At 64.3% G+C, this 18,360-nt stretch carries 20 protein-coding genes and 2 pseudogenes; 7 read left to right on the top strand and 15 right to left on the bottom strand.

The window, feature by feature from the left end:
• Positions 1 to 325: pseudogene (locus FUT88_RS16320) on the top strand (pilus assembly protein PilZ); the annotation flags it as partial.
• A 148-nt stretch (positions 326 to 473) separates the two neighbouring features.
• On the top strand, positions 474 to 1,091 hold the full coding sequence (locus tag FUT88_RS16315) for an EF-hand domain-containing protein (protein WP_147216670.1): 618 nt from the start codon (positions 474 to 476) through the stop codon (positions 1,089 to 1,091).
• Between the two features lie 164 nt (positions 1,092 to 1,255).
• Here the strand turns inward: FUT88_RS16315 and hppD are convergent, their stop codons facing one another.
• The gene (gene hppD / locus FUT88_RS16310) at positions 1,256 to 2,362 is read right to left on the bottom strand and encodes a 4-hydroxyphenylpyruvate dioxygenase (protein ID WP_116576992.1); all 1,107 of its coding nucleotides are present in this window, start codon (positions 2,360 to 2,362) and stop codon (positions 1,256 to 1,258) included.
• Positions 2,363 to 2,517: 155 nt separating this feature from the next.
• On the opposite strand from hppD, the gene FUT88_RS16305 reads away from it, so the two are divergent.
• Positions 2,518 to 3,006 carry an Lrp/AsnC family transcriptional regulator gene (locus tag FUT88_RS16305; protein ID WP_027680403.1) on the top strand — a complete coding sequence of 163 codons (489 nt, stop codon included), beginning with the start codon at positions 2,518 to 2,520 and terminating at the stop codon, positions 3,004 to 3,006.
• Between the two features lie 585 nt (positions 3,007 to 3,591).
• Here FUT88_RS16305 and FUT88_RS16300 read toward each other — a convergent pair.
• The 9 genes from FUT88_RS16300 to FUT88_RS16260 all read right to left on the bottom strand — a co-directional run bounded on the left by FUT88_RS16300 (position 3,592) and on the right by FUT88_RS16260 (position 7,836).
• On the bottom strand, positions 3,592 to 3,987 hold the full coding sequence (locus tag FUT88_RS16300) for a hypothetical protein (RefSeq protein ID WP_147216668.1): 396 nt from the start codon (positions 3,985 to 3,987) through the stop codon (positions 3,592 to 3,594).
• Between the two features lie 56 nt (positions 3,988 to 4,043).
• A complete protein-coding gene (locus FUT88_RS16295; protein ID WP_147216666.1) occupies positions 4,044 to 4,295 on the bottom strand; it encodes a hypothetical protein in 252 nt (83 codons plus the stop codon).
• Positions 4,296 to 4,302: 7 nt separating this feature from the next.
• Positions 4,303 to 4,692: an SgcJ/EcaC family oxidoreductase gene (locus tag FUT88_RS16290; RefSeq protein WP_147216664.1), complete on the bottom strand. Its 390-nt coding sequence runs from the start codon at positions 4,690 to 4,692 to the stop codon at positions 4,303 to 4,305.
• A gap of 37 nt (positions 4,693 to 4,729) precedes the next feature.
• A complete protein-coding gene (locus FUT88_RS16285) occupies positions 4,730 to 5,167 on the bottom strand; it encodes a hypothetical protein (protein WP_147216661.1) in 438 nt (145 codons plus the stop codon).
• A gap of 21 nt (positions 5,168 to 5,188) precedes the next feature.
• Positions 5,189 to 5,602 (bottom strand): hypothetical protein, encoded by a 414-nt coding sequence (locus FUT88_RS16280; protein WP_147216659.1) that lies wholly within the window; start codon positions 5,600 to 5,602, stop codon positions 5,189 to 5,191.
• Entirely contained in the window at positions 5,593 to 6,336 is a 744-nt protein-coding gene (locus FUT88_RS16275; protein ID WP_147216657.1) for a LysM peptidoglycan-binding domain-containing protein, read from the bottom strand. The genes FUT88_RS16280 and FUT88_RS16275 overlap by 10 nt, the downstream gene beginning before the upstream one ends.
• 124 nt (positions 6,337 to 6,460) lie before the next feature.
• Positions 6,461 to 6,952 carry a cupin domain-containing protein gene (locus FUT88_RS16270; protein WP_147216655.1) on the bottom strand — a complete coding sequence of 164 codons (492 nt, stop codon included), beginning with the start codon at positions 6,950 to 6,952 and terminating at the stop codon, positions 6,461 to 6,463.
• 125 nt (positions 6,953 to 7,077) lie between these two features.
• Positions 7,078 to 7,470 (bottom strand): VOC family protein, encoded by a 393-nt coding sequence (locus FUT88_RS16265; RefSeq protein WP_147216653.1) that lies wholly within the window; start codon positions 7,468 to 7,470, stop codon positions 7,078 to 7,080.
• Between the two features lie 12 nt (positions 7,471 to 7,482).
• Positions 7,483 to 7,836 carry a hypothetical protein gene (locus tag FUT88_RS16260; protein ID WP_147216651.1) on the bottom strand — a complete coding sequence of 118 codons (354 nt, stop codon included), beginning with the start codon at positions 7,834 to 7,836 and terminating at the stop codon, positions 7,483 to 7,485.
• Positions 7,837 to 7,938: 102 nt separating this feature from the next.
• Here FUT88_RS16260 and FUT88_RS16255 point away from each other — a divergent pair, with 102 nt between their 5' ends.
• A complete protein-coding gene (locus FUT88_RS16255; RefSeq protein WP_147216649.1) occupies positions 7,939 to 8,406 on the top strand; it encodes a MarR family winged helix-turn-helix transcriptional regulator in 468 nt (155 codons plus the stop codon).
• Positions 8,407 to 8,409: 3 nt separating this feature from the next.
• On the opposite strand, the gene FUT88_RS16250 is transcribed toward FUT88_RS16255, so the two are convergent.
• From FUT88_RS16250 to FUT88_RS16235, 4 genes are all read right to left on the bottom strand, one after another.
• Complete coding sequence (locus tag FUT88_RS16250) at positions 8,410 to 9,516, bottom strand: sulfotransferase family protein (protein ID WP_147216647.1); 1,107 nt, start codon at positions 9,514 to 9,516, stop codon at positions 8,410 to 8,412.
• Positions 9,513 to 10,160: an adenylyl-sulfate kinase gene (gene cysC, locus FUT88_RS16245; RefSeq protein WP_147216645.1), complete on the bottom strand. Its 648-nt coding sequence runs from the start codon at positions 10,158 to 10,160 to the stop codon at positions 9,513 to 9,515. Before cysC ends, FUT88_RS16250 begins: the two co-directional genes overlap by 4 nt.
• A 16-nt stretch (positions 10,161 to 10,176) precedes the next feature.
• On the bottom strand, positions 10,177 to 11,811 hold the full coding sequence (locus FUT88_RS16240) for a methyl-accepting chemotaxis protein (protein WP_147216643.1): 1,635 nt from the start codon (positions 11,809 to 11,811) through the stop codon (positions 10,177 to 10,179).
• Positions 11,812 to 12,070: 259 nt separating this feature from the next.
• Positions 12,071 to 12,766, bottom strand: coding sequence for a GNAT family N-acetyltransferase (locus FUT88_RS16235; protein WP_027680412.1), 696 nt, complete (start codon positions 12,764 to 12,766; stop codon positions 12,071 to 12,073).
• Positions 12,767 to 13,163: 397 nt separating this feature from the next.
• Between FUT88_RS16235 and FUT88_RS16230 the strand changes: the two genes are divergently transcribed.
• Both FUT88_RS16230 and kefC read left to right on the top strand, forming a co-directional pair.
• Positions 13,164 to 13,727 (top strand): NAD(P)H-dependent oxidoreductase, encoded by a 564-nt coding sequence (locus FUT88_RS16230; RefSeq protein WP_147216641.1) that lies wholly within the window; start codon positions 13,164 to 13,166, stop codon positions 13,725 to 13,727.
• A 23-nt stretch (positions 13,728 to 13,750) separates the two neighbouring features.
• A pseudogene (gene kefC / locus FUT88_RS16225) lies at positions 13,751 to 15,690 on the top strand (glutathione-regulated potassium-efflux system protein KefC).
• 99 nt (positions 15,691 to 15,789) lie between these two features.
• On the opposite strand, the gene FUT88_RS16220 reads toward kefC, so the two are convergent.
• On the bottom strand, positions 15,790 to 16,584 hold the full coding sequence (locus FUT88_RS16220) for a DUF1835 domain-containing protein (protein ID WP_024977378.1): 795 nt from the start codon (positions 16,582 to 16,584) through the stop codon (positions 15,790 to 15,792).
• 183 nt (positions 16,585 to 16,767) lie between these two features.
• Here FUT88_RS16220 and FUT88_RS16215 point away from each other — a divergent pair, with 183 nt between their 5' ends.
• Positions 16,768 to 18,078 (top strand): M20/M25/M40 family metallo-hydrolase, encoded by a 1,311-nt coding sequence (locus FUT88_RS16215; RefSeq protein ID WP_147216639.1) that lies wholly within the window; start codon positions 16,768 to 16,770, stop codon positions 18,076 to 18,078.
• The last annotated feature ends 282 nt before the right edge of the window (positions 18,079 to 18,360 follow it).

Genomic DNA, 18,360 nt, shown 5'->3' with positions numbered 1-18,360 from the left:
GCGCCAGGAGATCCCGCTGCCGGCGAGCGCCGTGGCCGGGGTGTCGCCGGCCAATCGCAATGCGCCGGCGATGCCGCTGCCGCCTGCAGGCGCTGCAGCGCCGTTGTCGACGCCCGCCATGCCGCCGGCAACGTCGCCTGCGCCGCCGGTGGTCAACAACCCGGCCAACACGGCCATGCCGGGCGCCATGCTGCCGATCGCGCCCGCGCAAATCAACACGGGCGACGAGCCTGCCAACCAGGGCGGCGGTATCGTCGGCCCGCGCCACCGGGCAGCGGCCGCTGCGCGCAAGGGCGATACCCCCCAGCCGGGCGCCGACCAATAAGCGTGTCGCCGCATGCTGCGGCTCGACATGCGTTGGCGGGCGCATATTACAGCGCATGTCATTGGGGTAACAGCGTGTAAAAGCAGGCAACGCGCTGGCATTGTCGGGTTCTAATCCGCTACACAGTCCATGTGAAAAGGAGCTGACCATGACCAACAAACGTGCTGTCCAAGCCTTCCTCGCCACCTCGGCCCTGTTTCTGGCCATGTCGGGCATGAACGCCCGCGCCCAGGATGCCAGCGCCCCCGCCGCCAGCGCGCAGGCGCCGGCCACCGCCACCGCGCCGGCTGCGCCGCAAGCCGGCCCCCGCGCCGGCAGGATGGGCCACCAAGGCGGCTTCAAGGCCATCGACACCAACGGCGACGGCCAGGTGTCGCGCGACGAGGCCAAGGGCCACGCGTGGCTTGAAAAGAACTTCGACCAGATCGATGCCAACCACGACGGCCAGCTCAGCAAGGACGAACTGGCCGCATGGCACAAGGCCCACAAGGGCGAGATGCATGAAAAGATGGCGCAGCGCTTTGACGCCAAGTTCAAGGCGGCCGACAAGGACAACGACGGCAGCCTGACCAAGGAAGAAGTACAGGCCGGCATGCCGCGCCTGGCGAAGAACTTCGACCAGATCGACGCCAACCACGACGGCAAGATCACCGAAGACGAGATCCGCGCCTATATGAAGGCCCGTCACGATGCCCGCAAGGCGCAGAAGAACACGCCTGCGGGCGCGGCCATGCCGGGCGGTCCGTCGGCGACGAAGGGCGAGTGACGCCTCGTTTGAATCTCCACACGCAAGCGGCGCCTTCGGGCGCCGTTTTTATTGCCCGCGCCGGTCCGGATTCTCAAGAGGGCGGCAAGACCGGTGGCGCAAAAAAACACCCCGGTGGCGAACCATCGGGGTGCGGGTACAGCACGCCTGAAGTTTGAGGGTCTTCAGGCCGGCTGATCGTCGGCCTTGAGCACGCCGCGGCGCATCTGGTCGAGTTCGATCGACTCGAAGAGCGCCTTGAAGTTGCCCTCGCCAAAACCTTGGTTGCCCTTGCGCTGGATGAACTCGAAGAAGATCGGGCCGAGCTGGTTTTCCGAGAAGATCTGCAGCAGCAGGTCGCCCGGCGCGCCATCGATGAGGATCTTGCGCTTCTTCAGTTCCGCCACGTCTTCGCCATGGCCGGGGATGCGCTTGTCGACCAGTTCGTAATACGTGTCGATCGTGTCGAGCAGCTTGATGCCCTTGCTGCGCAGCGCGTCCACCGTGTTGAACAGGTTGGTCGAACCGAGCGCGATGTGCTGGATGCCCTCGCCGTGGTACATGTCCAGGTACTCCTGGATCTGACCCGCCTTCTCCGTCCCTTCCTCATTGATGGGGATGCGGATGTTGCCGCACGGGCTCGTCATCGCCTTGCTCTTCACGCCCGTGACCTGGCCTTCGATGTCGAAGTAGCGCACTTCACGGAAGTTGAAGAAGCGTTCGTAAAACTCGGCCCATTCCTTCATCCGGCCACGGTAGACGTTGTGCGTCAGGTGGTCGATGTAGGTCAGGCCGTGCCCGGTGGGGTTCGGGTTGGCGCCCGCGATGGGCACGAAATCGACGTCGTAGATGCTGATGTTGCCGATGTCGCCGGCCTTCGCGTCGTTCTTGCCGGTCCAGCGATCGACCAGGTAGATCAGCGAATCGCCGATGCCCTTGATGGCCGGAATGTTCAGCTCCATCGGGCCGCTGTGGGTGTCGAAGCCCCAGGCGCCCAGCTCCAGCGCGCGCTTGTAGGCGAACGCGGCGTCCTGCACGCGAAACGCGATTGCGCAGATCGACGGGCCGTGCAGGCGCGCAAAGCGCTGCGCGAACGAATCCGGCTCGGCGTTGATGATGAAGTTGATCTCGCCCTGGCGATACAGCGTCACGTTCTTGTGACGGTGCTTCGCGATGGCGGTAAAGCCCATGTTCTCGAACAGCTTGCCCATGGCAACGGGATCCGGCGCGGCGTATTCGATGAATTCGAAACCGGCGGTGCCCATCGGGTTTTCCCAAGGCGTGAATTGCATGGTGAGTCTCCTGTGGGGGCGCGCTCTGGAGCGCTCAGGTCTTTGACGATCCTCGCAGTGTAGGAGTGTCCGTCCAAGCAAAAATTGCGAAGTTGTGCCCACCTTGCTAAATTTGCGCAAGAAAATTGCCGAATTAATTGGTGCGGAGCAACAAAATGAATAAAGTGGAACTCGACAAGATCGACCGCAAGATCCTGGAGGTCCTGCAGAACAACGGCCGCCTCACCAATCTGGAAGTCGCCGAGCGGGTGAATCTGTCGCCCAGCCCGTGCTTGCGACGCATCCGCCGCCTAGAGGAGAGTGGCGTGATCCGCCAATACGCCGCGCTGCTCGACCCGACCAAGATCGGGCTGGGGCTGTCGGCGTACATCAACGTGCGGCTGGAAAAGCAGGGCGGCGCGCCCAAGGGCAAAGGGCCGTCCGACATCTTTCGCGCTGCGGTGGCGACATGGCCCGAGGTGGTCACGTGCTATGCCATGACCGGCGAGATGGACTACCTGCTCAAGGTGTTCGTCGAAGACATGGAGCACTTCGCGCGCTTCATCCGCGATCAGCTGCTCGCCCACCCGGCAGTGATCGATGTGAAGAGCAGCTTTGCGTTGGAGCGGATCAAGGATACGACGGCGTTGCCGGTGGTGGTTTGAGGGATGGGGTAGCTGCGCCATCGAGGCTTAAACCGCCGATCACGCACCTCAGCGGTCCGATCGTGGGCCTTCCTTGTTCGAGCCTGAATCGCTGGGGGTGGAACGCTACCCTCAAACACTCGCATTCCGCAGTCAGAGGTCGAAATTTTCGACCTCTGACAGACGGCTTCGACCGTCTGACGGCGGAACGTCAGCCTCAACTCGATGACTTCGTGTCTTTGATGCCGAAGCGTGGGCTTCGGAGGGCCGATGGATTGGATGTTTTTGGGCGGCGTGCGGACCTCTGAGCCCCGCACGCCGCTGTTTGACGGCGAGGCGTCGCTCTCATGCAAGCGAATTCAGGTGTTTGAGGGCGACACATGAGGCCAAAACTGCCGCGCTCGGCGGTCTATTGGGTAAGCGCGACAAGCAGGGAGCCAAGGCACGAACGCTGCACACATTGGGCCGATATGCGCGGCGGATGCGTGGACCTTTGCGCTCAGAGCCCGGCATCAGGGCGCGCACCAACGCTCCGGCATTCGTGAGAGGTATTGTCGATGCGATTGACGCGTTCCAGCGATTGGCGGGGATGCTGATACGGCGCGGCTAAACGGTGCCGACTTCGGGCGCGTTATCCCTGAACACCAAAGGCTCATGTTCCGTGGGCTCCCAACTTTTCAGTGCGGCGCCCAGGCGATTGATCGTCGCGGCCTCCACCGAGATCGCAAAGCGCACGATTTCGAGGTGCAAGCGGTTGCCCGGTTTTTTGTATTCGATTTCAAGGGCGGTATTGCCGACGCCATCTGCTACGAACGCTCGTACAGCCAGCCAAAGATAGGCGCTTCCGTCCTTTGCGCCCTTCTCGAAAGCGATCTCTTCGTTGACGCCGGTAGGGAACGTCATCAGTCCCGCGCCCCATTTCTTGAGTTCATCTGCGTAGTCGTAGAAATCGGCGACAACCGACTGGTGCTCGCCTTCGATGGACAGCCGCAGTTCGAGCATGCCGTCATCTGGGTCACGCCAAAGTAGTTCTAGTGAAAGTCGCATGGCATCAAGGTTCAGGTGGGCGGCAGGTGCTCTACCCAAACGGGCTCACCAGGATGATGCTCTGCGATCGTATCGATAGCATCTTGCAGCGCTTCGGCAGAGGCGCCGCGCAGCGGATAGACAAACCGCGAAACGTTGCGACCGGCGAGTTTGCCGTAGTCGTCGGATATTGCATCCGTTCCGCACCAGATTGGCAGATTCGCCTCGCTTGCCAGTTGTAGCGCGCGTTGCAAACCTTCAGGGCTGATTGCTAGGAAGACCATGTCGGTATCAGTTTGCCGAGTCAGCCATCACCAAATTCGCATCCCGCACCAACCGCCACTTCCCATCCGCCTCTTTCCGCAGAATCGTCAACGTCTGCCCCGAGCGCCGCACCTCCTTTCCATCCGGCATCGTGATGACGATGCGCAGCGCGTTGCGCAAGTAAGCGATGTCACCAAACACCTGCACCTCCTGAATATCGCTTGTGCCGTCGATGTGCACGTCCTTCATGCCGCTGGACATCCTGGCGAAGGCGTCCTTGCCGAAGGGCGGCTGGCCCGGCGTGAGAAACAGCACGTCATCGGTCATCAGGCCGAGCACGGTATCGATGTCGCCGGTTCTGCTGGCGGCGAGCCAGGTGGCCACCACGTTGCGGATGGCGCTTTCGTCGTCGGTCATGGCGATGCGGGTGTCGGTGAGGGAGGCGGCTTTCACTCTACACCGCAGGTTCGACCGGTGGCGCCACGCGGCGCTTGATGAAGACGGCCGGAGATAACACCGGGATGTGCCGGCCGCGCAGCGTCACCAGCCAGTCGCCCACGGCGTCTTCGCAGGTCAGGCGGAAGTGGTTCGCGTCGATCCACTCCACCTCGTCCAGCCAGAACGTGTAGTACGCCGCGCCGATGGTGCCGGTGCTGATCGCACGTGAAAGGTCGGGCGCGACGAGGGTGACGGAGACGGCCTCTTCAAACGGGCAGTCGTAATTGGTGATGAGGACGAAGCCGAGGTCCGTCTGGTATTGCCGGAGCAGCTCGTAGCCGGGGATGGCGAGCGTCGGGTGCGGAACGCCATCCACAATCACACGCGTGCGCGTGGGCCACTGCTCATACGGGCCGCTGTGTTTCTCCAGGGCGAAGCGTTGGAGCGGCTGCATGGCGGCGGCGCGTTCGCTGCGCTATTCCTTGCGCATGCCGCACAGGGCGATCTGGCGTTCTGGGTCGGCAGAATCCTTCCAGCCGGGTTCTTCGCGCTTCTGGTACGCCTCCATCGTTGGGTAGCCCTTTACGCTCCACGAGAACTCGCTGTAGCGGGAGACCTCGATGACGGCGAGGCCGCAGCGCTTGCGGTGGTCTTCAATCTTGAACGCCGCGTGCGGATGCTCGCCCGACAGGTCCTGCTCGATCACCTTGTAGCGCGTCGGGCCGCACTTGAAGAAGCTGGCGTTCCATTCGATGGTTTTCGGGCGGAGGAACAACGCGCCGTAGCAGGCGCGGCCGTCACCGCGGAAGGTTCCGGTGAGGGCATCTGCTGCCATGGCCGATTGCGCAGCCAGCAGCGATACGGCGATAAGGAGGCGGCCTACTTGCATGCGGCGGTTCCGATCTTCGGGATGAGCGTGAGCACGTAATCGAGTTTCCGGATGTACGCGGCGTCGCCGTGGTTGTACAGCACGGCAATGTTCTGCGTCGTCACGGGGCGCCAGCCGCTGATCACCTTGCGCATGGCGGCCTTGCGGTATTTGACCACCTGCCCGGGTTTCAGTGTTGCGGCGTTCGGGTTGAGCGCGCGCATCTCCGCGAGGGTCGAGCCTTGCGCGCGGGCGATCTTGTCAAAGCTGTCGCCCGCCTTGACGGCCACTTCATAGACCTTGTCGTCGGCATCGCGCACGCTCCGGACGTCGAACTTTGCCATGCGCGTGAGCAGGTAGCCGACGCCGGCACGGATGTTCCACGCCGGCACCGTTCGGGCCAGGCCCGCGTTCAACCGGGTGCGGATGGCCGGGGGGACGATGAGGTCGCTGCCTTCTTCGCCGCGCAGCAGGGTATTCAAGGCGGGGTCGCCCAGGTTGCCGATCTGCATCGGCCGGGTGGACCACGCTTCCGAATCGGCGCCGGTCTCGACCCACACCATCGCCTTGACGACCTGCCAGTCCAGCGGCAGATAGCCCGCGTTGCCCATCAGGTGGCGGTTGTATTCCGCCACCGCAGCCTGGATGTCGCAGTCGTAGCCGTTCCAGCGGTCGGGGTGCTGGGCCGCGGTGTTGATGTAATCCTGCCAGCGCTCGAAATCGGTTTTGGGCTTCGCCTGGGCCTTGGTGACCATCTGCCCCTCCGTGGTTGCTTGACCTGTGGAGGGGCATGGTAGCCAGCGCCCGTCGGCGGCGTGTTAACGGCTGTTTATGTACCTTGCCGGCCGCTGGCGATCATCGACGCTGGCGCGTCAGGCTTCACTGCTTGGCCGACGGATCGTCCTGCGGGTTGACGTATTTGACGTCCAGCGGCCCCGTGCCATGAATCTGCACGACCGTTGCCGTCTTGGTGAAGGCGTAGTGATGCATGCCTCCCGGCAGGTTGTGAAACCCGCCGGTCTTGAGCGCATGCGCGGCGCCCATGTCCATGGTGTCGCCGCTGCCCAGGTATAGCGTGCCCGAGATCACCGTGAGGTTCTCCGTCTGGGTGTGCCAGTGCGGGGGCACCTTGTAGCCGCCTGGCGCTTTCAGGCGGACGACGTACGGGCCGTCCTTGCCCGGGTCGCCGTAGAGCACCGCCAGCTTGGCGCCCTTGGGCAAGCCCGGCGGCGCGTCGACCCACTTCAGGGCCGATGGGTTGATCATCGTCATGTCGCCCATGGCGGCGTCCTGGGCGGCAGCGGGCGCGGCGCCCAGGACGAGCAGCACGGCTGCGGTCAGCAGCATCGATTGCGCGGATGGTGTCTTCATCTTCGTCTCCTTCTTGCCTCGGCATCGGCTCGCGGGCGACGCAGATGGCCGCCACTGGAGAGCGAGAGGTGCCGCATCCTCATCGTAGGGAAGACACCCGCGCGGCTGACAAGCACGCAATTGCCCTAGGCGGTGACAGTCGGATCCGGATAGGCACGGATCTCCAGCGCGTGGCCGTCGGGATCGTCAAAGTAGATCGATGCGGCCATGCCGCGCGCGCCAAAGCTTTGTCCGACCTGTCCACTGCGTCGGTCGAACGGCGAGCCTCCGTACGCGATGCCGCGTTCCACCAGCCGCGCGTGGATGGTGTCGAACAACGCGCGGTCCATGCTGAAGGCGAGGTGTTCGCTCTGGAGTTCGTCGACCTCGCGCAAGTCGAGCGTGAAGGTGTCGTTCACGCGTACGACATCGAAAGGACCCATCTGCCCCTCGTGCGCGAAGCCGAGCACCTGGGTATAGAAGTCGACCGCGCGGGCCGCGTTGCGTACCCGCAGGATGGTGTGATCAAGCACAATCATGGCGAACCTCCTTCAGCCGACATAACGGGCAATGACCATGCACACCAGGGCGACAGCCAACAGCGGCGCTGCAACGCGATGCGCCAGTGCGGGCCGCCTACGTAGCGCGCCTTGCACGCCGGCCGCCGCGACGGCCGCCAGGGCGCCGATCATCAGCACGGTGCGCGGCCAGCCGAGCAGCCCGGCGTGGACCATCGCGCCGAGCCCGAGGCCCGTCAGCACGGCCACCGTTGCCGCGCCCATCTGCGGGCGAAACATGACATCGGCATTGGCACCGCCAGTGCGGGCGAGCATGAAGGTGGAACCGGTCCAGAACACTGTGGCCATGGCGTGAAGCGCAATCAACAGAATCCAACTGAATTGCATGGTGACTCCTGATTTGAACTGCGGGTTGGGCGAACACTCGGGGTCCATCTGGCGTGGACTACTCTTTGACATCGAATGATTCGATATCTATCATAGACCAGCATGAAGCCAAAGCAAGCCCATGGCATCCCTGTGGGATTCCTCCTCGCCCAGACCGCCAAGACGACGGCCCGCGCGTTTGACGACGCATTGCAGGAACGGGGCGGATCGCTGCCGATGTGGCTGATCCTGAAGGCGCTGATGGCAGGTGAGCACCGTACCCAGGCCGAGCTGGCGGCCACGGTGGGCGTGCAAGGGCCCACGCTCACGCATCATCTGAACGGCATGGAAAAGGACGGCCTATTGATGCGAAGCCCGCTGCCGGACAACCGCAGGGTCCATCAGGTGGCGCTGACGGATGCAGGGCGGGCGCTGTTCTTCAAGCTTCGGGATGCGGCCATCGCGTACGACGCGCGTTTGCGCGCCGGTATCGATGCAGCCGATCTGGAGCGCTTTCGCGTCGTGCTGCAGCGCATGTCTGCCAATGTCGAGAGCGCCGCCGGCGCCGATGAAGACAATGCCGCTAGCTGACCCCTAGTCGGTCACCTCAAACGCGGCCGGGTCAGCCAGCGCCTCCAGCCGATGCGACGCCGTGGGTTTGATGGCTGCGGTCGTCATCGCTTGCAGCATGAGCCGTTCGCGCACGCTGCCTAAAAAATCAGCGCGGTGGCGGCGCAGGACGAAATCACGGTAGTTGTCAGCTTCCAGCGCGCGCCACGCCGCCTGGCGGCCAGCTTCGGACTGCATGCGCGCGGCTTCCAGTGCATGGGTTTCGATGCGGGCGTTGGCGGCGGTCAACGGGGCATAGCCGTAACGGGCCATGTCGTCGCGCGCCAGGGTTTCGATGAGCGTGATTTCATCCATCGACAACTGCTGGTGGAACTTGTCGATATTGGCGGTGATGGGTGCGAAGCAGTTGGACGTCCACAACGCAGACAGCCGCGATATCTGCCGCGCTTCGGCCGAGCGGGACACATCGAGCATCTGCGGCAGGAAATCGATCTCCAGGAAGTCGCATACGCGGCGCAACGTGCTTTCCTGATCGATCAGGAAATCTTCATAGCGGATGGTGCAGGTGCGCTCCGGGTACTGGGCGATGAGCGCGGTGGCGGCGCGGTGCGCGGCCACCCAGGTCTGCGTGTTCAGCAGCGTGTCGAAGTCGTGGATGATCGCGCGGTTCATTGACGCGACCTGCGCGCGCGGGTCCCGCACGACGTTCAGGAAGCGCATGTCCGGAAAGAGCGTCATCAGCTCGGCAGCGTAGTGCACGCTGTCGAGCGATTTGTCCATGACCACGCGCGCGCCGTGCTGTGCGCCCGCACGCAGCAGCAGTTCCCACACCACGCGGTGCACGCTGCGCGGCTGGTCGCGCAGGGCCTCGAACACCTCCACCGGATCGAACACCATGCCGGGCCACTTGACCATGCTCGCCGCCTGCAGGCCGATCACGTCGGTCACCAAGCGGAAGTAGGCGCGATCGTCTTCCAGGCTGCCGTACAGCGGCACCAGCGGCATGAAGTCGACGATGTGCAGCGGATACGGCGCATAGAACGCCGGGTTGAAGTTCAGGCGCAGGCGCAGCGCGTGGCTGCCGCAGCGGCGCAGCGGAATCATCAGGACGGGGCGCGGAAGGGCGGTCATCGAACGGTCTCCGGTTGACGGGTGTCCAGCCAGGCGGACAAATGTGCGTGCAGCGCGGCCGTGGCCGCCTGCAGCGGCATGGCGCCGGTATCGAGCCGCAGCGACGGCGCCGCCGGTGCCTCATACGGCGACGACACGCCGGTGAACTGCGGGATCTGCCCGCCGCGCGCCCGGGCGTACAGTCCCTTCGGATCGCGGGCCTCGCACACATCCAGCGCGGTGCAGACGTGTACTTCCACAAACCGGTCTGCACCGATGATCTCGCGCGCCATCTCGCGATCGGCACGCAGCGGCGAGATGAACGCGGTCACGACGATCAGCCCGACGTCGTTCATGAGGCGTGCCACCTCGGCGGCGCGGCGCAGGTTCTCGGTGCGGTCGGCTTCGGTAAAGCCGAGATCGTGGTTCAGGTGATGACGCAGGTTGTCGCCATCGAGCACGGCGCAGCGCTGGCATGTTTCGTACAGGCGCTTCTCCAGGGCATAGGCGAGCGTGGATTTGCCTGCGCCGCTCAGGCCCGTCAGCCACAGGGTGAGCGGCGCATGGCCAAACTGGTGCGCACGGGCCTCGTCGGCTACGCCGCCGGCATGCCAGTAGACATTGCGTGCGGCGGGGCCGGCGCAGGACGAAAGGGCAGATTTCATCGTGGCGTCCTCCGGCTCAGGCCGGCAACAGGGCGGGTTGGTGATAGCCGATGCGCGCCGTAGGTGCTGCCGCTTTCGCCGGGTTGGCCAGCTTGAACACGCTCACCACACCCACCAGTCGGCTCGACTGCTCGCGCATCGATTCCGCCGCCGCGGCCGCTTCTTCAACCAGCGCGGCGTTCTGCTGGGTGACTTCGTCCATCTGCGTGATGGCGCGGTGAATCTGGTCGATGCCGCTGGCCTGTTCATCAGTCGCGCCCATGATCTCGGTCACGATGGCGGTTACGCGGTGGATGCTCGTCACGACGTCCTGCATGGTCGTGCCGGCCTGCTCAACGAGGGTGTTGCCCGCATCCACGTGGTTGACCGAATCGCTGATCAACAGCTTGATTTCCTTGGCTGCCGTCGCCGAGCGTTGCGCCAGCCCGCGCACCTCGCTGGCGACGACGGCAAAGCCGCGCCCCTGCTCGCCGGCGCGCGCTGCTTCCACGGCAGCATTGAGCGCGAGGATGTTGGTCTGGAACGCAATGCTGTCGATCACGCCGATGATTTCGCTCACCTTGCGTGCCGATTCGCTGATTGCCCCCATGGTATCCACCACGCGCGCCACCACCGTGCCGCCTTGTGTCGCGACCTCGGCGGCCGTGGCGGCGAGCTGGTTGGCGTGCCGCGCGTGCTCGGCGTTCTGCTTGACGGTGGCGTTGAGTTCTTCCATCGACGCCGCGCATTCCTCCAGCGCGGAAGCCTGTTCCTGCGTGCGGGTCGACAGGTCGAAGTTGCCGGTGGCGATCTGCTCCGATGCCGTGGCCAGCGTGTCGGTGCTGGTGTGCACCTGTTCGGCAATCGTCGCGAGGCTGTCACGCATGCGCTTCATGGCATGCATGAGGCTTGCCTCGTTGTCGCTGCGCGTCGGGATGGCCACCGCCAGATTACCTCCGGCGATCTGGCTGGCGATGTCGGCCACCGTTCCAGGCTCGCCGCCAAGCTTGCGCAGCAGGCCGCGCGTGATGAGCGCGCTCGCCGCGAGGCTCACCAGCAGTGCCAGCACGCTCAGCGCAAGCAGCCAGTTGCGGCTGTCGACATAGCTCGACTTGGCCTTGGCGGTGTTTTCGTCGTTGAGCTTTTCTTCAAACGCCTGCAACTTGCCGAGCAGATCCCACCAGGCGCGCTGCACGGGGCGGAATTCGAAGCGCAGGACTTTGTACGCGTCTTCCTTGTGGCCGGCCGCGACCAGCGCCTTGACCCGCGTTGCGAATGGCGCAGCAAGTTCGGCCTGCTGCCGGATTTGCGCGAGCAGCGCTTTCTCTTCCGTGGTGGTGTCCGCCAGCGTGTCGAACATGCGGCCAAGCTTGCTGTCGGCCTCGCTGTACTGGCCTTCCTGTTTTTCGATGCGGCTCAGTTCGCTCTGGATTTCGTCATGCTGCTCCAGCAGTACGATATTCCGATAAGCCAATGCGCGTTCAGTAACGCTCGAATACATTTTTGCGGCGAGCTTGGCTTCTACGGCATTGATTTCCGTGGTGTCTTCCAGCAGCCGCCGGAAATCCGACATGCGCTGCAGGCTGAATGCCATGAGCAGCACGAGCAGCCCCATCGTCAAGCCGAAACCCCACGCCAGTTGGGTGGCCACCTTCATTTTGGAAAAGCGCATGTTTGTCCCCGTCATAATCGATCACGACTGCTCTATCGAGCGGGGCGGCTGGAGCTTGAGGGATTTAATTCAAATTACTCAATATGCGTAATGCCGCGTCGAACCAACATCACAAAATGGATGCTGAAAAATCGATGCGATTTTCTGCAGATATTATTTTGATGAAATGGCTTGCATTAAATTGCGGGCAATCCAAATGCGTCACGCAAAAGAAAACGCCCGGTGGAAGCCGGGCGTTTTTCTTTGCTGAGCGGTGCAATCACACGGTGCGTTTTTGTGGCACCAGTGAGCGCCAGAAGCGCTGACCGAAGCGGCGCACGTCGCGCAGGTTGCGCTTGAGCATGTAATCGAGATCGGCCACTTGCTCGTCAATGGCCTCGGTCAGCAGGCTCATCGTGTCGGCGGGCGGCAATTCGAGGTAGGCATCGGCTTCGCCATAGGCGTACTGGACGCGCATGCCGGCTTTCTTGGCGATGTGCATCATGGCTGCGTTGCGCGACAGGCAGTGCATGTACAGCGTGCGCACCTTGGTGTTCTGGCCGTGCATGGCGGCACGCTGGAACAGCGCGCTGCCCACGCCCTTGCCGCGTGCCGATTCCGACACCGACACGCCGAACTCCGCCACACGTCCTTGCGGGTTGTCGCGCAGGTAGGCGAGGTGGCCCACGCCGGTCAGCTCAAGGCGCTCGTTGTAGACGCCAAAGACCTTGTCGTGGTCGAAATCGATGCTGTCGACGTACGCCTCGATGACGTGATCCCGGACCACCTGGCCGAAACGCAGCAGGCGGTCTTCCTCGCCGAGCGCGAGCAGATGTTTGAGCAGGCGCGACCGGTGGTGCGCGGCAAGCTCGCGCACCAGCACGGTGGAACGCGGCGCGCCTTGCGCTGCTTCCGTTTTGTCGATGTCGTCCTGGGTGACGACCCCGATGGCCTTGCTCAGTTCGAGCGGGTTCACGACATGGTTCCTGTTCTGATCGCGCCTTTCAATGGAGGGCAGCGAAGTGATGAGTCGGAGGCGCGGATGGCACCTCCGGGGCACTCAATCGGGTGCAACTGAGTGTTGTGCAACGCACCATGCAATTGTAGTGCAATCAGGGTTTCCCCGTAAGTCTGGTGTCAGACTTTCCCAAGGATTTCCCGGTAAATCCTTGATTTAGCGCATCCGAGCGCCGTCTCCAGCGGTGTGGTGTGGTAACAACGTAAATGCTGCGCCGCGCAAAAGTGAAGGGCGGCGCGCTTTCGGGCCCTGCTCGCGTTACATCGTTAGCCGATGCGCGCCCCTCTTCGTAACGCCGCTTCACAATAGCCGTGCGAAGATGCGCCATCAAGACGCCCCAGCCTCCTGATTTTCCATGACCTCCTCGCGCATTCTTGTGATCTACGCACACGCTGCGCCGCGCCGTTCGCGTGCCAACAAGCCGCTCGCGCGTGCGCTCGCCAGCCTGCCCGGCGTGGCCATGCACGACCTCTACTGGCATTACCCGGATTTCGACATCGATGTGCGTGCCGAGCAGGAGGCGGTGGAAGCGGCGGAGTTGATCATCTTCCAGTTTCCGGTGCAGTGGTACGCCACGCCGTCGCTGCTCAAGGAGTGGATCGACGTGGTGCTGGAGATGGGCTGGGCCTATGGGCCGGGCGGTACGGCGCTGCGCGGCAAGCACCTGATGGTGCTCGCCACCACCGGGGGGCGCGCGCATTCCTACAACCTGGATGGCATTCACGGCCACACGTTCGACATGTTCCTGCTGCCGCTGCAGCAGACGGCAGCGCTGTGCGGCATGCAATGGCAGCCGCCGCATGTGCTGCACGACGCCGACGATGCATCCACTGAGACCATCGACGCCCATATCGCGCAGGTCCGGGCCGCGCTGCAACCCTGGCTTCCGGCCGACGCCGTCGCTCGTTCCGTCGCCTGACGTTTCCGACTTCTTCCTTGCCCATGCAATCGCACGACCTGCTCGTCAATTTCGTCATCTACCTGGCTGCAGCCGTGGCGGCAGTGCCGCTGGCGCGTCGCCTGGGACTGGGCTCGGTGCTCGGCTATCTGCTGGCCGGGGTCATCGTCGGGCCGTGGGGCTTGCGGCTCATCACGAATGTGCAGTCGATTCTGGACTTCTCTGAATTCGGCGTCGTGCTGATGATGTTTGTCATCGGCTTGGAGCTGGAGCCCGCGCGGCTGTGGTCGCTGCGGCGCAGCATCTTCGGTTATGGCGGATTGCAGCTCGTGGTGTGCGCGCTGGCCGTGGGGCTGGCGGTCATGGCGGTCGGCCACCCGTGGCGTGCGGCGGTGGTGGCGGCCTGGGGCTGGCGCTGTCGTCCACGGCGATCGCGCTCGCCACGCTTGCCGAGCGCAACCTGATGCGCACGCCGGCGGGCACGGCCAGCTTCGGCATTCTGCTGTTCCAGGACATTGCGGCCATCCCGATGATCGCGTTGCTGCCGCTGTTGGCGCCCGAACCCGCCGATGCTGCGGGCGGCGACCATTGGCTTGCGGCGCTTAAAGCGGTGGGCGTGGTGGCGGCCGTGATCTTTGGCGGGCGCACCTTGCTGCGGCCCGTGCTGCGCGCGATTGCCCGCACCAACATGCGCGAGATGTTCACTTCGTTCTCGCTGCTGCTGGTGGTGGGCATCGCGCTGCTGATGCACAGCGTGGGCTTGTCGATGGCGCTGGGTGCCTTTATTGCCGGCGTGCTGCTGGCTGATTCGGAATACCGTCACGCGCTGGAAACCGACATCGAGCCGTTCAAGGGGCTGCTGCTTGGCCTGTTCTTTCTCGCTGTCGGCATGTCGATCGACTTTGGCGTGCTGATGCGCCAGCCGTGGGCCGTGATCGGCCTGGTTGCGGTGTTCCTCGCCGTGAAGATCGGCGCGCTGCGTCTGTTGGCCACGCGCTTTGGCATTGCGCGCGGACAGGCGTGGCTGTTTGCCTTCCTGCTCTCGCAGGGCGGTGAATTTGCGTTTGTGGTGTTCGGCCCGGGCGTGGCCGGCAACGTGCTGGGTGCGGAGACGGCGGCTGCGCTCAACCTCGTGGTCGCGCTGTCGATGGCAGCCACGCCATTGCTGCTGCTCCTGCACGACAAGGTGCTGGTGCCGCGCATGATGGACGGCAAGAAGCGCGCGCCCGACGCCATCGAGCCGCAGGACAACCAAGTCATCATCGCGGGCTTCGGCCGTTTCGGGCAGATTGTCGGCCGCATGCTCTACAGCCAGGGCTATAGCGCCACCGTGCTCGACCACGACCCGGACCAGATCGACATGCTGCGCCGCTTCGGCTTCAAGGTTTTCTACGGCGACGCCACGCGTATGGACCTGCTGGAAACGGCCGGCGCCGACAAGGCCCGCATGATGGTCGTCGCCATCGACGACATGGAAACCAACCTGGAAGTGGTCGATCGCGTGCGCGAGCGTTTTCCGCACCTGAAGCTGTACGTGCGGGCGCGCAACGTGTCGCACGTCTATCAGCTGCGCGACCGCGGCGTGGAGGTGATCGAGCGTGAAATGTTCGAGGGCTCGCTCATGCTGAGCCGCCGCGTGCTGGAAGGCCTGGGCAAGGCGCCGTACGAGGCGCACCGCATCGCCCAGACGTTCCGCCGCCACACGCTCAATTCAATGGAGCAGGTTTACCCGGTTTATCGCGATCAGAAGAAGCTCGTGTCGCTTGCGCAGCAGGGGCGCGACGAGCTGGCCGAAATGTTCCAGCGCGACCGCACGCAGCGCAAACGCCTGCGCGAATCCGGTATGCCGTGGGGCGAGGGCGACGTCCACAGCGACATGGAAGGCACGCAGCCCGACAGCGACCTTGCCAACGAGGTCGACGGCGGCGACGCCGATGCCCCGATCGGTTGCCCCGCGCGGGCCGGTCTCCGGCGCGACGGCTGACTCGCGCCGGTTACGAACGCGCTTCAGGCGCAAGCCGCGCACAAACAAAAAGGAACGCTTTTGGCGCTCCTCGGGTCACATCCAGGTTTAGGGCGGCAGTTACACGGCCACGCTGACGTTGCGCCGCAGCTCGCAGGTGCTGAGCGAATCGGCCTCGCCGCGCAGCAGCAGCTGCCCGTTGCCGACCAGTTCGCGGCAGCGCCAGAAGACGAACCAGTCGCTGGCGAGCAACCCGTCGATGGCGCCCATGATGCTGCCGACCACGTCCCGTGCGCTGGCCCAGTCGGTGGGAACGTGCTCCAGGATCACTTCATCCACCGTGCCGTACGACACCGGCACCAGCGTGTTGCCTTTCCACAGCCGGGTATCAGCGTTCTCGCGCACGGTCTGCTGCCATTCGTAGGCCAGGCGGCCGATGCGCAACACCGACACCGGCGCAATGGTCGAAAACCGCCGTGCCAGGCGGGCGCCCGAATACATGCCGATGGTTGTCAGCGGTCCCTGACCGTTGGGGGCCTCAAGTTCGCGCACATCCATGCCGACTTCATTGATGCGCTGGGGCGCTTGGTGCAGGTGAAACGCCACCCGGCGCAGCATGAGCTGGTCCGACGCGCTTTGACCGTGCCAGATGGCGACTTCCGTGGTGGCATCGCGCAGGTCGGCGAGCGACGCAAGTGCGTCGCGCATCTCGGCAGCGAAGTCGATGTTGCTATTGGGCGCCACCCGCTGCCAGAAGCCGGAGCGCGCCATGGCGACGCTGTCGACGTCGACCAGCGGCCCGACGGCGAGATCGTCGCGCAGTACGACTACGGAATCGGGGCGGCCAGCCTGTGCGAGCGCCTGCTTGAGCGTGGCGCCGGCAACATCGCCGTTGACGACATGGATGTATTGCATGGCAGCAATTGTAGCGAGAGTGTCAGCCCAGCGCTTTCGTTTTGCGCATCTCTATCAGTATTCCTTTGCGCGGTGTCATGCGCCTAGCCAAAGGGGGGATGGCCCTCGGGCAATCCTCAGGCGGGCGTGAGAAAATCGCCGGTTTGTTGCAGACCATAACTAAGAACAGGTGAGGAAACATTCATGAGAGCCCCGTTGTTGCCCAAGGGCATGCGCCCTGCAGTGCTGGCCGTTGTCGCATTGGTGGGTGCGCTGGTTGCCGGTCAGGCCGCCGCCGTGCCGCCGGCTGAAATCTACAAGCGCGCCCAGCAGGAAAAACCGGCGCTGATCGACACCATGAAGACACTGGTTTCGATCGAATCGGGCAGCAAGGACATCGAAGGACTCGACAAGATTGCCGGGGTGATTGCCGAGCGCCTGCGCGGCATGGGCGGCGACGTGAAGCTCATCGACCCGAGCGACCATGCCTACCGCATGGCCGACACGCCCGAGAAGATCGGCAAGATGGTCCTCGCGCGCTTCAAGGGCGAGGGCAAGCGCAACATCATGCTGATCGCGCACATGGATACCGTGTACCTGAAGGGCATGCTCGCGCAGCAGCCATTCCGCATCGACGGCGAACGGGCCTACGGCCTGGGCATCGCCGATGACAAGAACGGCGTGGCGGTCATCCTGCACACGGTGTCGATTCTGCAGGCCGTCAACTTCAAGCAATACGGGACGCTCACGGTGCTGATCAACGGCGATGAAGAGATCAGCTCGCCCGGCGCGCGGGCCATGCAGGCCAAGCTGGGCGCGGAGCAGGACGCCGTGTTCTCGTGCGAGGGCACGCGCGTGACGTCGGACAAGTTGTCGCTGGCGACCAGCGGCATCGGCGCGATCCTGCTGGATGTGAAGGGCAAGGCTTCGCACGCGGGCGGCGCGCCGGAGCAGGGCCGCAACGCGCTGTACGAGCTGTCGCACCAGGTACTGCAGATGCGCGATCTGTCCAAGCCCGAGACGGGCCTGAAGGTGAACTGGACGGTGGCGCAGGCGGGCACGAACCGCAACGTGATCCCCGCCGTGGCCAGCGCCCAGGCCGATGTGCGCCTGCTGCGCGCGGCCGACGCCGACAAGCTGGAAGAAACCGTCAACGAACGCATCAAGAACAAGCTGATTCCGGATACGCAGGTCACGGCCAAGTTCGAGCGTCGCCGCCCGCCGCTGGAAGCCACGCCGGCCTCGCGCGCGCTAGCCGAGCACGCCCAGAAAATCTACGGCGAACTGGGCAAGACGCTGGAGATTGACGACAAGGCCGAAGGCGGCGGCACCGATGCCGCGTTTGCCGCCTCGAAGACCAAGGCGCCGGTGATCGAGCGTTTTGGCCTGGCGAGCTTTGGCGCGCACTCGAACGACGCCGAATACGTCGACCTGAATTCCATCGTGCCGCGCCTGTACCTGTTGACGCGCATGGTCATGGACGTGTCGCGCGACCGCGTCGGCCCGGCCAGGTAACCGCACTGCAACGCGGCGCGTAAGCCTTACACGCGCCGCAGCACATCTCCTGCGCGAAGCCGCTGTCCTGCGGCTTCCCACCGCCCGGGTGCCGGGTATTCCGCTTGCTTTCCCGTGACGCATGTCCCCAGCGACGGCCGCCCGGCCGGTGGAGCGCGCGTCATGTCCGAACACCCCTCCGCAGCACCGAACGACCCAGCCCGCGAATCGGATGGATCACCCGCCCGCCCCAGCCGGCGCGGCTTTTTGCAGAGCGCCGCGGCCGCGGCCTCGGCGTTGGCG

Origin of the sequence: Ralstonia sp. TCR112, from assembly GCF_007997035.1 — a bacterium.
Classification (GTDB): Bacteria; Pseudomonadota; Gammaproteobacteria; order Burkholderiales; family Burkholderiaceae; genus Ralstonia; species Ralstonia edaphi.
This window is presented reverse-complemented; position numbering and strand designations above follow the sequence as displayed.

What these genes read in the sequence shown, in the direction of transcription:
- FUT88_RS16315 (WP_147216670.1), top strand. Translation starts at nt 474, where the DNA reads ATGACCAACAAACGTGCTGTCCAAGCCTTCCTCGCCACCTCGGCCCTG.
- hppD (WP_116576992.1), bottom strand. Translation starts at nt 2,362, where the DNA reads ATGCAATTCACGCCTTGGGAAAACCCGATGGGCACCGCCGGTTTCGAA.
- FUT88_RS16305 (WP_027680403.1), top strand. Translation starts at nt 2,518, where the DNA reads ATGAATAAAGTGGAACTCGACAAGATCGACCGCAAGATCCTGGAGGTC.
- FUT88_RS16300 (WP_147216668.1), bottom strand. Translation starts at nt 3,987, where the DNA reads ATGCTCGAACTGCGGCTGTCCATCGAAGGCGAGCACCAGTCGGTTGTC.
- FUT88_RS16295 (WP_147216666.1), bottom strand. Translation starts at nt 4,295, where the DNA reads ATGGTCTTCCTAGCAATCAGCCCTGAAGGTTTGCAACGCGCGCTACAA.
- FUT88_RS16290 (WP_147216664.1), bottom strand. Translation starts at nt 4,692, where the DNA reads ATGACCGACGACGAAAGCGCCATCCGCAACGTGGTGGCCACCTGGCTC.
- FUT88_RS16285 (WP_147216661.1), bottom strand. Translation starts at nt 5,167, where the DNA reads ATGCAGCCGCTCCAACGCTTCGCCCTGGAGAAACACAGCGGCCCGTAT.
- FUT88_RS16280 (WP_147216659.1), bottom strand. Translation starts at nt 5,602, where the DNA reads ATGCAAGTAGGCCGCCTCCTTATCGCCGTATCGCTGCTGGCTGCGCAA.
- FUT88_RS16275 (WP_147216657.1), bottom strand. Translation starts at nt 6,336, where the DNA reads ATGGTCACCAAGGCCCAGGCGAAGCCCAAAACCGATTTCGAGCGCTGG.
- FUT88_RS16270 (WP_147216655.1), bottom strand. Translation starts at nt 6,952, where the DNA reads ATGAAGACACCATCCGCGCAATCGATGCTGCTGACCGCAGCCGTGCTG.
- FUT88_RS16265 (WP_147216653.1), bottom strand. Translation starts at nt 7,470, where the DNA reads ATGATTGTGCTTGATCACACCATCCTGCGGGTACGCAACGCGGCCCGC.
- FUT88_RS16260 (WP_147216651.1), bottom strand. Translation starts at nt 7,836, where the DNA reads ATGCAATTCAGTTGGATTCTGTTGATTGCGCTTCACGCCATGGCCACA.
- FUT88_RS16255 (WP_147216649.1), top strand. Translation starts at nt 7,939, where the DNA reads ATGAAGCCAAAGCAAGCCCATGGCATCCCTGTGGGATTCCTCCTCGCC.
- FUT88_RS16250 (WP_147216647.1), bottom strand. Translation starts at nt 9,516, where the DNA reads ATGACCGCCCTTCCGCGCCCCGTCCTGATGATTCCGCTGCGCCGCTGC.
- cysC (WP_147216645.1), bottom strand. Translation starts at nt 10,160, where the DNA reads ATGAAATCTGCCCTTTCGTCCTGCGCCGGCCCCGCCGCACGCAATGTC.
- FUT88_RS16240 (WP_147216643.1), bottom strand. Translation starts at nt 11,811, where the DNA reads ATGCGCTTTTCCAAAATGAAGGTGGCCACCCAACTGGCGTGGGGTTTC.
- FUT88_RS16230 (WP_147216641.1), top strand. Translation starts at nt 13,164, where the DNA reads ATGACCTCCTCGCGCATTCTTGTGATCTACGCACACGCTGCGCCGCGC.
- FUT88_RS16220 (WP_024977378.1), bottom strand. Translation starts at nt 16,584, where the DNA reads ATGCAATACATCCATGTCGTCAACGGCGATGTTGCCGGCGCCACGCTC.
- FUT88_RS16215 (WP_147216639.1), top strand. Translation starts at nt 16,768, where the DNA reads ATGAGAGCCCCGTTGTTGCCCAAGGGCATGCGCCCTGCAGTGCTGGCC.